Origin of the sequence: Pseudaquabacterium inlustre (assembly GCF_038066595.1) — a bacterium.
GTDB classification, from domain to species: Bacteria; Pseudomonadota; Gammaproteobacteria; order Burkholderiales; family Burkholderiaceae_C; genus Pseudaquabacterium; species Pseudaquabacterium inlustre.
The window spans coordinates 438,803-451,808 of sequence record NZ_JBBUTH010000004.1 but is presented as its reverse complement, the minus strand read 5'-3'; the positions used below and the strand labels follow the sequence as shown (position 1 = coordinate 451,808).

The following is a 13,006-nucleotide window of genomic DNA, read 5'->3' as shown; positions in this document are numbered from 1 at the left end:
GAGACTCCTGCGGCCCGCCGTGGCAGACCAAATTGGTTCAATATGTGCACCTGGCGATCGGGTAAGCCCTGGGCCATTCATCACACGATTCCGGAAAAATTCTAGGCAGCAATCGCGCAGCCACCACCCGCCTTTGCCCTAGGTGGCGCAGAAACAGGTTCAATATGTGGACACCCGACTCCGGGTTAACGCCAGATTCCGCCGCAGCCGGCAGCGAACTGCCCGGCCAGGAGACCGCCGGCGCGCAAACCCTGCGCCGCGGCCTGTCGGTGCTGCGCCTGCTCACGCGTGTGGGCCCGGGCGGCCTGCGCATGGGCGAGATCGGCCGCCGCCTGGGCCTGAACAAGAGCACCGCCATCCGCCTGACCCGCACGCTGGTGGACGAGGGCTTCGTGCTGCACGACCCGGCCTCGGGCGTCTACCGACTGGGGCCCGAGGCCTATGCGGTGGGCCTGGCCGCCGAACCCAGCTATGCGCTGCAGCGCCTGGCCGCGCCGGCCCTGCGCGCGCTGGCGCTGGAGTCGGGCGACACGGTGTTCTTCACCGTGCTGCACGGCATCGAAAGCATCTGCCTGAGCCGCGTGGAAGGCGACTTCCCGATCCGCAACCAGCTGGTCAAGCCGGGCGACCGCTGGCCGCTGGGCGTGGGCGCTGGCAGCTGCGCGATGCTGGCCGCACTGTCGGATGAAGCGGTGGCACAGATCCTGGCGCGCAATGCCGCAGCGCGCGCCACCCTGTACCCCGGCTGCACCGACGAGGCCATCTGGCGCCTGGTGCACGAGACCCGCGCCCAGGGCTACTGCCTGAACCCCGGCCTGGTGCTGGAGAACAGCTGGGCCATCGGCGTGCCGGTGCTGGATGCGCAGCAGCGCCCGGTGGCCTCGATCAGCCTGGCCGCCATCGAGCCGCGGCTGCAGCCCGCGCGCCGCAGCGCGCTGGCCAACCGCCTGATGCAGGCCAGCCAGGAACTGGTGAGCCTGCAGGCCGCCGAGGCCCGCGACCCATCCGACGGCATGCACAGCGGGCCTGCAGCGATGCCCACGCTGGACCGCCCCCACCCTGCCTAGACTGCCGCAGCCCACCCAACACCCGAAGAACGGAGACACCCATGAACTCTTCCAACCCCTCGTCCGCCAGTGCAGCCCCCGTGGCCGTGGTCACCGGCGGCGCCCGCGGCATCGGCCTGGCCGTGGCGCACTGGTTCCTGGCCCACGGCCACCGCGTGGCGCTGTGGGACATCGACGCCGAGACCCTGGGCCGCACCGCCGCCGAGCTGAACGACCCCGCCCGCGTGCTGGCCGTGCACATGGACGTGTCGCAGCCCGAGCAGGTGCAGGCCGCCACCGAGCAGACCGTGGCCGCCTTCGGCCGCATCGACGCGTTGGTGAACAACGCCGGCGTGGCCGTGTTCAAGCCCATCGGCGAGACCACCTGGACCGACTGGCAGACCGTGCTGGGCACCAACCTGAACGGCCCCTTCCTGTGCACCCAGGCCGTGGCGCCGGTGATGAAGAAGAACGGCGGCGGCGCGGTGGTCAACATCGCCAGCATCTCGGGCCTGCGCGCCAGCACGCTGCGCGTGGCCTACGGCACCAGCAAGGGCGCGCTGATCCACCTGACCAAGCAGCAGGCCACCGAACTGGGCACCGTGGGCATCCGCGTCAACGCCATCGCCCCGGGGCCGGTGGAAACCGAGATGGCCAAGCTGGTGCACAGCGTGGCGATCCGCTCCGACTACCACGACGTGATCCCGCTGAACCGCTACGGCACCACCGAGGAAATCGCCAACGCGGTCGGCTTCCTGTGCAGCCCGGCCGCCAGCTACGTGAACGGTCAGGTGCTGGCGGTGGATGGCGGTTTCGACGCCGCCGGCGTGGGCCTGCCGACGCTGCGCAAGAACGCGGCTCAGGGCTGATTCACCAAGTCACGCCGCACCAAGAGACGGGGCGAGTCGAGGTCGACCGATGCGCGGATAATCCGCGCATCCCGCAGCGATGCGTCCACCAGGACTGCCCATGCTCACCACCGTTGAAGCCGTTCTGCAAGCCGATGGCGCATTGCGCTTTCTGGAGCCAGTGCACCTCACCGGCAGCCAGCGGGTGCTGGTCACCTTCACCCAGCCGGTGGACGAGGCGGCGAGCGGCGCGGCCCTCAGCCAGCACAGCCTGGCTGTCGACTGGCTGCGCGACGAAGAGGACGCGGCCTGGGCACATCTTCAGCCCAAGGGGCCGGCAGGAGAACCACCGGCGTCGACGGCTTGAGCGTGCTGGCGATTGCTCGCCGGCGGGTGGTTCTGCTGCCCTTCCCGTTTTCGGATCTGTCGGCGCAGAAGCTGCGGCCCGCCTTGGTGCTGGCCGATGCCGGACGTGAAGATTGGCTGTTGTGCCAGATCACCAGCAGGCCCTACGCCGATCCCCAGGCGGTGCCGCTGTCCGAGCACGACTTTGCGAGCGGCGGCCTGCACTTGATGAGCTTTGCCCGGCCGGCCAAGCTGTTCACGGCAAATGCTGGTTTGATTCAGTCGATTGCCGGAGAACTCACACCTGCAGCTCACCAGCGGGTGTGCGAGGCATTGATCGCCCTGCTGAACGAACCCGGCTGAACGGCGACAGCCGCCTAGCCGCATGGCCCGCGGCGGTGCCCAGGCGCTGGCTAGGCGCTGGCTAGGCGCGCCGCGCCGACTCGTACAGGCACACGGCCGCCGCGGCGGCCACGTTCAGGCTCTCCTCGCCGCCCGGCTGCGGGATGCGCACGGTGAGCGCGCAGCGCGCCAGCAGCTCGGCCGCCACGCCCTGCCCTTCATGGCCCAGCACCCAGGCGCAGGGGACGGGCAGAGCGGCCGCCGGCAGCAGGTGCGCGGTGGCCAGGCAGGTGCCCACCAGCGGCACCTGCAGCGTGGCCAGGTCGTCGAGCCCCAGGCCCTCGATCAGCCTCAGGCCGAAATGCGCGCCCATGCCGGCGCGCAGCACCTTGGGCGACCACAGCGCGGCCGTGCCACGCAGGGCCAGCACCTGAGTGACGCCAAAAGCCGCCGCGCTGCGCAGGATGCTGCCGACGTTGCCGGCGTCCTGCACGCGATCGAGCACCACGCTGGCGGCGTGGGCGTCGATGGCCGGCGCCTCCGGTGCGGCCAGCACATAGCCGAGTGCGGCCGGCGACTCCAGGCCGCTCAGGCCATCGAACAGGTGCTCGGGCAGCACCCGCACCTTGGGTGCGGCCTCGGCCAGCGCGCGCAGTGCCGGCCGCTCATGCCAGGCTTTGTCCGTGATCAGCGCCTGCTGCGGCTGGCCCCCGCGCTCCAGCAGGGCACGGCACAGATGATCGCCCTCCAGCCACACCAGGCCGGCCTTGCGGTAGCCACCCGGATCGCGCGCCAGCTTGCGCAGCGCCACCAGCAGCGGGTTGTCGCGGGAGGTGAGGGTCTGGACGTCCATCGCGCTCAACCCTCGATCACCGCGCGCACCGGCGCATAGCTGCGGCGGTGCTGCGGGCAGGCGCCATGCTGGCGCAGCGCGGCCAGGTGCTCGGCCGTGGGATAGCCCTTGTGCGTGGCGAAGCCGTACTGCGGGTGCTCGGCATGCAGCGTGTCGCACAGCCGGTCGCGGTGCACCTTGGCCAGGATGGACGCGGCCGAGATCGCCTTGACCTTGGCATCGCCCTTGACGATGGCCTCGCCCGGCATTTTCAGCACCGGCAGGCGGTTGCCATCCACCAGCACCTTGTGCGGCACCAGGCGCAGGCCTTCCACCGCGCGCTTCATCGCCAGCATGGTGGCGTGCAGGATGTTCAGCCGGTCAATCTCCTCGACGCTGGCTTCGGCGATGCAGCAGGCCAGCGCCTTGGCACGGATCTCGTCGAACAGCTTCTCGCGCCGTCTGGCCGTCAGCGCCTTGCTGTCGGCCAGGCCGGCGATCGGGTGCAGATCGTCCAGGATCACCGCGGCCGCCACCACCGGGCCGGCCAGCGGGCCGCGCCCGGCCTCGTCGACGCCGGCGATCAGGCCGGGGCCGTCCCAGGTCAGGCCCAGCTGCACCGGCTCAACGGGTTTCGATGACTTGCGCGATGGCATCGGCGGCACGCTGCGCGGTGTTGCAACGCAGCTGGTGGTGGATCTCGGTGAAGCGGCGCTCCAGCGCCGCGCGGCGCGGCGCATCGTCCAGCAGCGCCAGGCCTTCGCGGGCCAGGGCCTCGGGCGTGGCCTCGTCCTGGATCAGCTCGGGCACCAGGAACTTGCCCGCCAGGATGTTGGGCAGGCCCACCCAGGGCTGGTAGCGCATGCGCTTCATGCGCTGCCAGTTCAGCCAGGCCAGGTGGTAGGTGATGACCATCGGCCGCTTGAACAGCGCCGCCTCCAGCGAGGCCGTGCCGCTGGCCAGCAGCGTGACGTCGCAGGCAGCCAGCGCTTCATGCGACTGGCCATCCAGTCGCTCGATGGCCACGTCTTTTGCGTGCTGGGCGATCAGGGGCTCGACCAGGCCACCCAGCCCCGGCACCACCGGCATCACGAAGCGCAGGCCGGGCTGCTGCCGCTGCATCAGCGCGGCCGCGGCCAGCAGGCGTGGCGCGATGTGCGTGATCTCGCTGCGGCGGCTGCCCGGCAGCAGGGCCACGACCGTGTCGGTTTCGGCCAGGCCCAGCTTGGCACGCGCCGCCGCGCGCGGCACCTCCAGCGGGATGGCATCGGCCAGCGGATGGCCCACGTAGCTGGCGGCCACGCCATGGCGCTGCAGCAGTTCGGGCTCGAACGGGAACAGGCACAGCACATGGTCGGCCGCCGCGCGCAGCTTGGCCACGCGCTCGCCGCGCCAGGCCCAGATCGACGGGCAGACGAAGTGGATGGTCTTCAGACCGCCTTCGCGCAACCGTGTCTCCAGGCCGAAGTTGAAATCCGGCGCATCGATGCCGATGAAGGCCGAGGGCCGCTCGGCCAGCAGGCGGTCGCCCAGATGGCGGCGGATGCGCAGCAGCTCGGGCAGGCGCTTCAGTGCATCCACATAGCCGAAGACGCTGAGCCGCTCGTGCGGCCACCAGGCCTCGCAGCCCTGGGCCTGCATGCGCGGGCCGGCGATGCCACCGGTCTGCAGCTGCGGCCAGCGCGCTTTCAGGCCGGCCAGCAGAAGGCCACCGAGCAGGTCGCCAGAGGCCTCGCCGGCCACCAGCGCGAGGCGGGGAGCCGCAGGCGCATTCATGGGCAGGTCTTCAGCGCACCAGTCCGCGCTTGCCGACGTCGGACAGGAAGCCGAGCATCAGCGCGATGTCCTGATCGCCCTCGCCGCTGCCCTGCCCGCGCAAGGCCTCGATCTCGGTCTGCGCCTGGGCCAGCGGCAGGCCGTTGCGGAAGATCAGCTTGTGCATCTTGCGGATCACCGCGATGCGTTCGTCGCTGAACGCGCGGCGCTTCAGCCCGGTGAGGTTGACCGCCCGCGTGGCCAGCGGATTGCCGTCCACCGTCATGTACGGCGCCACGTCCTGCGAGACATGGCCCTGGAAGCCGATCATCGCGTGGGCGCCGATGCGCACGAACTGGTGCACGCCCGACAGGCCGCCCACCACGGCCCAGTCGCCCACGCGCACATGGCCGGCCAGCGTGGCCTGGTTGACCAGGATCGTGTGGTTGCCCACCTGGCAGTCGTGCGCGATGTGCACGTAGGCCATGATCCAGTTGTCACTGCCCACCCGTGTGACGCCTTCTTCCTTGAAGGTGCCGGTGTTGAAGGTGCAGAACTCGCGGACGGTGTTGCGGTCGCCGATCTCCAGCGCGGTGATCTCACCGCCGTGGCTCATGTCCTGCGGCATCGCGCCGATGGAGCTGGACGGGTAGAAGCGGTTGTCGCAGCCGATGGTGGTGCGGCCCTCGATCACCACATGCGCGCCCACCACCGTGCGCGCGCCGATGCGCACCTGCGGGCCGATGATGGCGTAGGGGCCGACCTCGACATCCTCGGCCAGTTCGGCCTTCGGGTCGACGATCGCGGTGGCGTGGATGCGCGTCATGCGGGGCGTCCGGTCGTGAGGGCTCAGGACACCTTGCGCATCGTGCACATCAGCTCGGCCTCGACCGCGGTCTCGCCGGCCACGCTGGCGCGGGCCTTGTACTTGTAGATGCCGGCGCGGGCACGGTCGATGCTGGCCTCGAGGATCAGCTGGTCACCCGGTTCGACCACGCGCTTGAAGCGTGCGCCGTCGATGCCGACGAAGTAGACCACCGTGTCGTCGTCGAGCTCGGCGCCCATCGACTCGAAGCTCAGCAGCGCCGCCGCCTGGGCCAGGGCTTCGAGCATCAGCACGCCGGGCATCACCGGGCGGTTGGGAAAGTGGCCCAGGAAGAAGGGCTCGTTGATCGAGACGTTCTTCAGCGCCTTGATGCGCTTGTCCTTTTCCAGCTCGAGCACGCGGTCGACCAGCAGGATCGGGTAGCGGTGTGGCAGCTTCTTCAGGATCTTGTGGATGTCCATCACGGCGATGGCGGGGGCGGTGCTTGTCTCGGTCATGGTGCGGGGGATCGTTTCTCGAGGGCGCGCAGACGCTCGCGCAGCGTGTGCAGCTGTCGCAGCGTGGCGGCGTTCTTCTCCCAGGACGCATTGTCGTCGATGGGAAACAGGCCGCTGTACTGGCCCGGCTTGAGGATGGAGCGCGTGACCACGGTGTGCGCCGTGATGTGCACATGGTCCACCAGCTCCAGGTGGCCCAGGATGATGGCGCCGCCGCCGGCCGTGCAGTGGCGGCCGATCTTCGCGGAGCCCGCAATGCCGACGCAGCCGGCCATGGCGCTGTGCGCGCCGATGCGCACGTTGTGGCCCACCTGGATCAGGTTGTCGAGCTTGACGCCGTCTTCCAGCACCGTGTCGGCCAGCGCACCGCGGTCGATGCAGGTGTTGGCGCCGATCTCGACATCGTCGCCGATCAGCACCGCGCCCAGCTGCTCGATCTTGACCCAGTGCTGATCGTCGCCCCGCACCTCGGGCGCGAAGCCGAAGCCGTCGGCGCCGATCACCACGCCCGAATGCACGATGCCGCGCGCACCGATGCGGCAGGCATCCATCAGCGTGACGCGCGGGGCCAGGCGCGTGCCCTCGCCCACTGCGGCGCCCGCGCCGATGTGGCCGTGCGGGCCGATCACCGCGCCGGGGCCGATCTCGGCGCCTGCGCCCACATACACCCACGGGCCCACCGAGGCCGTGGCGTGGATGCGCGCACCGGCTTCCACCACCGCGCTGGCATGCACACCCACAGCGGCCACTGCACGGGTGCGCGCCGCCCACCACTGGGTGAGGCGGGCGAACCACAGGTAGGGGTTGTCGGCCACGATGGCCGCACCGCGCGCCACTGCAGCGTCGCGCTGGGCTGGCGCCACGATCACGCAGGCGGCCTGCGTGCTGGCCAGCTGGCTGGCGTACCTGGGATTGGCCAGGAAGGCGATGCTGGTGGCGTCGGCCTCGTCCAGCGGCGCCAGGCGGGTGATCGGCAGATCGGCGTCGCCGACCAGTTCACCGCCGAAGGCCGGCGCCAGGGCCGCCACGATGTCGCCCAGCCGAGCCGGGCCCGGCACGGCGGCCAAGGCTTACTTGCCGCCCGCAGCGGCGTTGAGGGCCTTGATCACCTTGTCGGTGATGTCCACGCGCGGGCCGGCAAAGACCACATCCTGCAGGATCAGGTCGTACTTCTCGGTCTCGAAGATCTGCTTGATGACCTTGTTGGCGCGCTCGACGATGGCGGCGGTCTCTTCGTTGCGGCGCTGGTTCAGGTCTTCCTGGAACTCGCGGCGCTTGCGCTGCAGGTCGCGATCCTGCTCGACCAGTTCGCGCTGGCGGCGGTTCTTCTCGGCCTCGGCCAGCGTGGGCGCGTCCTTCTCGAGCTTGTCGGCGGCGCCCTTGAGCTTGGCGGCCTGGTCGTTCAGGTCCTTGTCGCGCTTGACGAAGTCCTGCTCCATGCGGGCCAGCGCGGCCTTGGCCGGTGCAGCGTCGCGCAGCACGCGCTCGCTGTTCACGTAGCCGATCTTCAGCTCCTGCGCCTGGACCGGTGCCGACACGGCCAGCGCCGCGCCCAGCGCGCCCGCGACCAGCAGAGAATTCGTCAGCGACTTGAAGGCTCGAGTGATCATCAGAACGCGGTCCCGATCTGGAATTGGAAACGTTGGATTCTATCCGTGGGCTGCTTCTTCAACGGCACGCCCCAGCTCATCTTCAGCGGACCCACCGGCGACACCCACGACAAGCCCAGGCCGGCCGACGAGCGCAGGCTGTCGGTGGTGATGCGCTCGCCCTCGCGCCACACGTTGCCGGCATCGGCAAAGGCGAACAGGCGCAGCGATTTGTCGTTGCCCGTGCCGGGCACCGGCAGGTACAGCTCGGTGTTCAGGTTGATCTTGCGCGCACCGCCCACGTAGGCGCCGGTGGGATCGATCACGCCCAGCGAGTTCTGCTCGAACACGCGCACCGAGCCCAGGCCGCCGCCGTAGAAGTTCTTGAACACCGGGTACGGACGGCCACCCTGCCCGGCGCCCCAGCCCACTTCGGCATTGACCATCAGGCTGAACTTGGGCCACAGCTGGAAGAACTGCTGGTACTGCGCGTTGGTGCGGGTGTAGCGCACGTCGCCGGCGAAGCTCCACTCGAAGTTCACGCGCTGGTACTTGCCGGCGCTGGGCGACAGCACGCTGTCACGCTGGTCGCGCGCCCAGCCGATGGTGAGCGGGAAGGCGGTGGAGTTGGCGCCGTAGCGGTAGCGGTAGTCGAAGTACGAGTTCGGGATGCCGGTGTTGGCCCCGATGCGCGTCTGCTCGGCGCCGATGCCGAAGAACACGGTGTCGTACTCGGAGAACGGCACGCCGAAGCGCACCGCGCCGCCCGGCGTGGCGATCTGGTACTGGTCGCCCAGGCTGTTGTACGGCCGCGAGGTGCGGTAGTACAGGTCGATGGCGCGCGAGATGCCGTCCACGGTGAAGTACGGGTCCACCGTCGAGAACACCAGGCTCTTGGCCGTGCGGCTGGTGTTGACCTCCAGGCCCAGGTAGTTGCCCGATCCGAACACGTTGTCCTGGCGGATCGACGCGGTCAGCGCCAGGCGGTCGGCGCTGGAGAAGGTCAGGCCCAGCATCAGGCTGCCGGTGGGCTTCTCGGTGACGTTGAAGGCCAGGTCGACCTGGTCGGCGGTGCCGGCCACCTCGTTGGTGTCGACGGTCACGTCCTTGAAGTAGCCCAGGCGCTCGGCGCGTTCGCGCGAGAGCTTGATGCGCTCGCCGTCGTACCAGCTGGATTCGAGCTGGCGGAACTCGCGGCGGATGACCTCGTCGCGCGTGCGCGTGTTGCCCGCCACGTCGATGCGGCGCACGTACACGCGGCGCTGCGGCTCGGCCACCAGCACCACGGCCACCTGGCCGGTGGCGCGGTCAATCTCGGGCCGCGCGTCCACGCGGGCAAAGGCGTAGCCGTAGGTGCCGAACAGGTCGGTGAAGGCCTTGGTGGTGTCGGTCACCACGGCGGCGCGGTAGGGTTCGCCGGGCTTGATGCTGACCAGGCGCTTGAAGTCCTCTTCGCGGCCCAGGTAGTCGCCCACCAGACGCACCCCGGTCACGGTGTAGGGCTGGCCTTCGCGCACCGTGATGGTGATGGCGATGTCCTGCTTGTCGGGCGAGATCGTGACCTGAGCACTGTCGATCGCGAACTCGAGGTAGCCGCGGTTCAGGTAGTGCGAACGCAGGGTCTCGAGGTCGGCGTTGAGCTTGGCGCGCGAGTAGCGGTCGTTCTTGGTGTACCAGGTCAGCCAGCCGCTGGTGGTCAGGTCCATCAGGCCCAGCAGCGAGCTCTCGCTGAAGACCTTGGCGCCGACGATGCGGATCTCCTTGATCTTGGCGGCGTCGCCCTCGGTCATCGTGAAGGTCACGTTGACGCGGTTGCGCTCGGTGGGCGTGATGGTGGTCACCACCTCGGCACCGTACAGGCTGCGCGACAGGTACTGGCGCTTGATCTCCTGCTCGGCGCGGTCGACCAGGGCCTTGTCGAAGGGCAGGCCCTCGCCGATGCCGGCGTCCTTCAGCGACTTGACCAGCGTGTCCTTGTCGAACTCCTTCAGGCCGACGAAGCTGACCGCCTCGATGACCGGACGCTCCTCGACGATGACCACGGCCACGCGGCCTTCGATCTCGATGCGCACGTCCTTGAACAGGCCGGTGGCGAACAGCGCGCGCAGCGCGGCCGCGGCCTTCTCGTCGGTGTAGGTGTCGCCGATGCGGAAGGGCAGCGCGGCGAACACGGTGCCGGGGTCGGTGCGCTGCAGGCCTTCGACACGGATGTCGGCCAGCGCGAAGGGCTCGATGGCCTGCGCGGCGGGCGCGGCGGCCAGCGCCGCCACGGCGGCGACCGCCACGGCGGCGGGACGGAACAGTCGATCGGAGAAGCGATCAGGTGCGAACGGAAGCATCAGCGCTTTCAGTGCAGGCCCACCAGGCGGGCCACATCGTTGTAGAGGGCCACCGACATCATCAGCAGCAGGATCGCGATGCCGCCGCGTTGCAGGCGGGCGAGCCACTGATCGGAGACCGGGCGGCCGGTCATGCCCTCGAACAGGAAATATAGCAGGTGGCCACCGTCCAGCATGGGCAGCGGCAGCAGGTTCAGCACGCCCAGGCTGACGCTCACCATGGCCAGGAAACCGAGGTAGTAGGCCAGGCCGCGCTCGATGGACTGCCCGGCCACATCGGCGATGGTCAGCGGTCCGCTGAGGTTCTTCACCGAGGCTTCACCGATCAGCATGCGGCCGATCATGCGCAGCGACAGCAAGGCCACCTCGCCGGTGCGCACCAGGCCCTGGTGCAGGCCGTCGAGCGGGCCCAGCCGCACCAGCACGGTCTGCAGCGGGCCGCCCACGTAGGCGTCGATGCGGCCGATGCGGCGCTCGCCATCGCGCACCAGCCGCGGCGTGACGGTGAGGGTGAGTTCGCGGCCATCGCGCTGCACGCGCCAGACCATGCTGCGGGCCGTGTCGCCCGCGCCCTGCCCGGCGGCGCGGATGCGCTCGAACAGTTCGGCCGCATCGGTCAGCAGGCGGTCGTCGACCATCAGCACGCGGTCGCCCTTGCGCAGGCCGGCCTGCGCCGCCGGTCCACCGGCCTTCACCTCGCCAAGGATGGGCTCGCTGAAGGCCTGGCCCAGGCCGATGCGCCGCATCACCGCGGCATCGATGTCGCGCACGCCCAGCTCGTCGAGCGCCAGGCGCATCTGGCGCCTGCCACGCCCATGGGCATCGCTGACCTCCAGCGCCAGTGGCTCGCCGCGCAGCGCGTGCTGCGTGACCTGCCAGCGCAGTTCGTTGAGCGACTGCACCGGCACCCACTGGCCGTCGTCGTCCTGCCAGGCCTGCACCCAGTCGCCTGCGCGCATGCCGGCGCGCTCGGCCACGCTGCCCGCCACCGGGGCCGACAGCAGCGGCCTGGTCTCCTTGACGCCGATCCACTGCGCCGCGGCATACAGCAGCACGGCCAGCAGCAGGTTGGTCAGCGGCCCGGCCGCGACGATGGCCGCGCGCTGCCACAGCAGCTTGCGGTTGAAGGCCTGGCCCAGCAGCGACGGCGCCACCGGGCCTTCGCGCTCGTCGAGCATGCGCACATAGCCGCCCAGCGGCAGCGCCGAGAGCACGAACTCGGTGTCGTCCGCGCTCTTCTGGCGCCGCCAGATCACGCGGCCGAAGCCCATCGAGAAGCGCAGCACCTTCACGCCGCACCAGCGCGCCACCTGGTAGTGACCCCACTCGTGCACCAGGATCAGGACACCCAGCGTGAGCAGGAATCCGAACACGGTGCTGATCATCGGGTGAGCGCCTCCGACAGGGACTGCACACGGGCCTGGGCCTGGCTGCGGGCGCGCAGGTCCAGCGCCAGCAGGTCGTCGAGCGAGGCCGCATCGGCCGCGCCCGGAATCAACGCCGCCACGGTGTCGGCGTTGACGCGGTGGATGTCGGTGAAGCGGATCTGGCGGTCCAGGAAGGCGGCCACCGCCACCTCGTTGGCGGCGTTCAGCACCGTGGTGCTGCCCTCGGGCCCACGCAGCGCGTCATAGGCCAGTTGCAGGCCCGGGAAGCGCACCGCGTCGGCCGGCTCGAAACTCAGCGCAGCCAGTTTCAGGAAATCCAGTGCGTCGGCGCCCGAGACGATGCGCTCGGGCCAGGCCAGGCCCACGGCGATCGGCACCTTCATGTCGGGCGTGCCCAGCTGGGCCAGCACCGAGTTGTCGCGGCACACCACCATCGAGTGGATGATGCTCTGCGGGTGCAGCACCACGCGGATGTCGTCGGGGCCCAAGTCGAACAGCCAGCGCGCCTCGATGACCTCGAGCGCCTTGTTCATCATGGTGGCCGAGTCGACCGAGATCTTGCGGCCCATCACCCAGTTCGGGTGCGCCACGGCCTGCTCGGGCGTCACCGCGTGCAGCGTGGCCGGATCGCGCGTGCGGAACGGCCCGCCCGAGGCGGTGAGCACGATGTGGTCGATGCGCTGGGCCCACTGGCGGCGGTCTTCGGGCAGGCACTGGAAGATGGCCGAGTGCTCGCTGTCGATGGGCAGCAGTTCGGCGCCGCCCTCGGCCACCGCCTGCATGAACAGGCGCCCGCCGACCACCAGGGCCTCCTTGTTGGCCAGCATCAGCTTCTTGCCGGCGCGCGCCGCGGCAATGCAGGCCGGCAGGCCGGCGGCACCGACGATGGCGGCCATCACACGGTCGACCTCGGGGTGCGCGGCCACATCGGCCAGCGCCTGCGGGCCATGCAGCACCTCGGTGGCCAGGCCGTCGGCGGCCAGCAGCTGGCGCAGGTGCGTGGCCTGCGCCGCAGTCCCCACCACGGCAAAGCGCGGCTTCCAGCGCCGGCACAGCTGGGCCAGTTCGTCCACACGGTGCTGAGCCGTGAGCGCGAAGGCTTCGTAGCGGCCCGGATGCAGGGCCATCACATCCAGCGTGCTGGTGCCGACCGAACCGGTGGCGCCGAGGATGCAGACACGTTCGAGCATGCGAGAGAT

At 70.0% G+C, this 13,006-nt stretch carries 14 protein-coding genes; 4 read left to right on the top strand and 10 right to left on the bottom strand.

From position 1 onward, the window contains the following. Positions 1-164 precede the first annotated feature (164 nt). The 4 genes from AACH10_RS10075 (at position 165) to AACH10_RS10060 (ending at position 2,602) form a co-directional block, all read left to right on the top strand. Positions 165-1,067 carry an IclR family transcriptional regulator gene (locus AACH10_RS10075; protein WP_341410257.1) on the top strand — a complete coding sequence of 301 codons (903 nt, stop codon included), beginning with the start codon at positions 165-167 and terminating at the stop codon, positions 1,065-1,067. A 41-nt stretch (positions 1,068-1,108) separates the two neighbouring features. Beyond that, a complete protein-coding gene (locus tag AACH10_RS10070) occupies positions 1,109-1,915 on the top strand; it encodes an SDR family NAD(P)-dependent oxidoreductase (RefSeq protein ID WP_341410256.1) in 807 nt (268 codons plus the stop codon). A 100-nt stretch (positions 1,916-2,015) separates the two neighbouring features. Further along, positions 2,016-2,261 carry a hypothetical protein gene (locus tag AACH10_RS10065; RefSeq protein ID WP_341410255.1) on the top strand — a complete coding sequence of 82 codons (246 nt, stop codon included), beginning with the start codon at positions 2,016-2,018 and terminating at the stop codon, positions 2,259-2,261. 2 nt (positions 2,262-2,263) lie between these two features. Then, positions 2,264-2,602: a type II toxin-antitoxin system PemK/MazF family toxin gene (locus AACH10_RS10060; protein ID WP_341410449.1), complete on the top strand. Its 339-nt coding sequence runs from the start codon at positions 2,264-2,266 to the stop codon at positions 2,600-2,602. Between the two features lie 61 nt (positions 2,603-2,663). Here the strand turns inward: AACH10_RS10060 and AACH10_RS10055 are convergent, their stop codons facing one another. From AACH10_RS10055 to ispC, 10 genes are read right to left on the bottom strand one after another with little or no spacing between them, the layout of a single operon-like run. Beyond that, on the bottom strand, positions 2,664-3,434 hold the full coding sequence (locus AACH10_RS10055) for a TrmH family RNA methyltransferase (protein ID WP_341410254.1): 771 nt from the start codon (positions 3,432-3,434) through the stop codon (positions 2,664-2,666). 5 nt (positions 3,435-3,439) lie between these two features. Then, entirely contained in the window at positions 3,440-4,069 is a 630-nt protein-coding gene (gene rnhB / locus AACH10_RS10050) for a ribonuclease HII (RefSeq protein WP_341410253.1), read from the bottom strand. Further along, complete coding sequence (gene lpxB, locus AACH10_RS10045) at positions 4,038-5,189, bottom strand: lipid-A-disaccharide synthase (protein ID WP_341410252.1); 1,152 nt, start codon at positions 5,187-5,189, stop codon at positions 4,038-4,040. Before lpxB ends, rnhB begins: the two co-directional genes overlap by 32 nt. A gap of 10 nt (positions 5,190-5,199) precedes the next feature. After that, on the bottom strand, positions 5,200-5,994 hold the full coding sequence (lpxA, locus tag AACH10_RS10040; RefSeq protein WP_341410251.1) for an acyl-ACP--UDP-N-acetylglucosamine O-acyltransferase: 795 nt from the start codon (positions 5,992-5,994) through the stop codon (positions 5,200-5,202). Between the two features lie 23 nt (positions 5,995-6,017). Beyond that, positions 6,018-6,491 (bottom strand): 3-hydroxyacyl-ACP dehydratase FabZ, encoded by a 474-nt coding sequence (gene fabZ / locus AACH10_RS10035; RefSeq protein WP_341410250.1) that lies wholly within the window; start codon positions 6,489-6,491, stop codon positions 6,018-6,020. Continuing rightward, the gene (gene lpxD / locus AACH10_RS10030) at positions 6,488-7,549 is read right to left on the bottom strand and encodes a UDP-3-O-(3-hydroxymyristoyl)glucosamine N-acyltransferase (RefSeq protein ID WP_341410249.1); all 1,062 of its coding nucleotides are present in this window, start codon (positions 7,547-7,549) and stop codon (positions 6,488-6,490) included. The genes fabZ and lpxD overlap by 4 nt, the downstream gene beginning before the upstream one ends. Positions 7,550-7,561: 12 nt before the next feature. After that, positions 7,562-8,101, bottom strand: coding sequence for an OmpH/Skp family outer membrane protein (locus tag AACH10_RS10025; protein WP_341410248.1), 540 nt, complete (start codon positions 8,099-8,101; stop codon positions 7,562-7,564). Further along, complete coding sequence (gene bamA, locus AACH10_RS10020) at positions 8,101-10,419, bottom strand: outer membrane protein assembly factor BamA (protein ID WP_341410247.1); 2,319 nt, start codon at positions 10,417-10,419, stop codon at positions 8,101-8,103. The genes AACH10_RS10025 and bamA overlap by 1 nt, the downstream gene beginning before the upstream one ends. Before the next feature lie 8 nt (positions 10,420-10,427). Then, on the bottom strand, positions 10,428-11,804 hold the full coding sequence (gene rseP, locus AACH10_RS10015) for an RIP metalloprotease RseP (RefSeq protein ID WP_341410246.1): 1,377 nt from the start codon (positions 11,802-11,804) through the stop codon (positions 10,428-10,430). Further along, positions 11,801-12,997, bottom strand: a complete 1,197-nt coding sequence (ispC, locus tag AACH10_RS10010; RefSeq protein ID WP_341410245.1) for a 1-deoxy-D-xylulose-5-phosphate reductoisomerase — start codon at positions 12,995-12,997, stop codon at positions 11,801-11,803. Before ispC ends, rseP begins: the two co-directional genes overlap by 4 nt. Positions 12,998-13,006: the final 9 nt, after the last annotated feature.

What these genes read in the sequence shown, in the direction of transcription:
- AACH10_RS10075 (WP_341410257.1), top strand. Translation starts at nt 165, where the DNA reads ATGTGGACACCCGACTCCGGGTTAACGCCAGATTCCGCCGCAGCCGGC.
- AACH10_RS10070 (WP_341410256.1), top strand. Translation starts at nt 1,109, where the DNA reads ATGAACTCTTCCAACCCCTCGTCCGCCAGTGCAGCCCCCGTGGCCGTG.
- AACH10_RS10065 (WP_341410255.1), top strand. Translation starts at nt 2,016, where the DNA reads ATGCTCACCACCGTTGAAGCCGTTCTGCAAGCCGATGGCGCATTGCGC.
- AACH10_RS10055 (WP_341410254.1), bottom strand. Translation starts at nt 3,434, where the DNA reads ATGGACGTCCAGACCCTCACCTCCCGCGACAACCCGCTGCTGGTGGCG.
- rnhB (WP_341410253.1), bottom strand. Translation starts at nt 4,069, where the DNA reads ATGCCATCGCGCAAGTCATCGAAACCCGTTGAGCCGGTGCAGCTGGGC.
- lpxB (WP_341410252.1), bottom strand. Translation starts at nt 5,189, where the DNA reads ATGAATGCGCCTGCGGCTCCCCGCCTCGCGCTGGTGGCCGGCGAGGCC.
- lpxA (WP_341410251.1), bottom strand. Translation starts at nt 5,994, where the DNA reads ATGACGCGCATCCACGCCACCGCGATCGTCGACCCGAAGGCCGAACTG.
- fabZ (WP_341410250.1), bottom strand. Translation starts at nt 6,491, where the DNA reads ATGACCGAGACAAGCACCGCCCCCGCCATCGCCGTGATGGACATCCAC.
- AACH10_RS10025 (WP_341410248.1), bottom strand. Translation starts at nt 8,101, where the DNA reads ATGATCACTCGAGCCTTCAAGTCGCTGACGAATTCTCTGCTGGTCGCG.
- bamA (WP_341410247.1), bottom strand. Translation starts at nt 10,419, where the DNA reads ATGCTTCCGTTCGCACCTGATCGCTTCTCCGATCGACTGTTCCGTCCC.
- rseP (WP_341410246.1), bottom strand. Translation starts at nt 11,804, where the DNA reads ATGATCAGCACCGTGTTCGGATTCCTGCTCACGCTGGGTGTCCTGATC.
- ispC (WP_341410245.1), bottom strand. Translation starts at nt 12,997, where the DNA reads ATGCTCGAACGTGTCTGCATCCTCGGCGCCACCGGTTCGGTCGGCACC.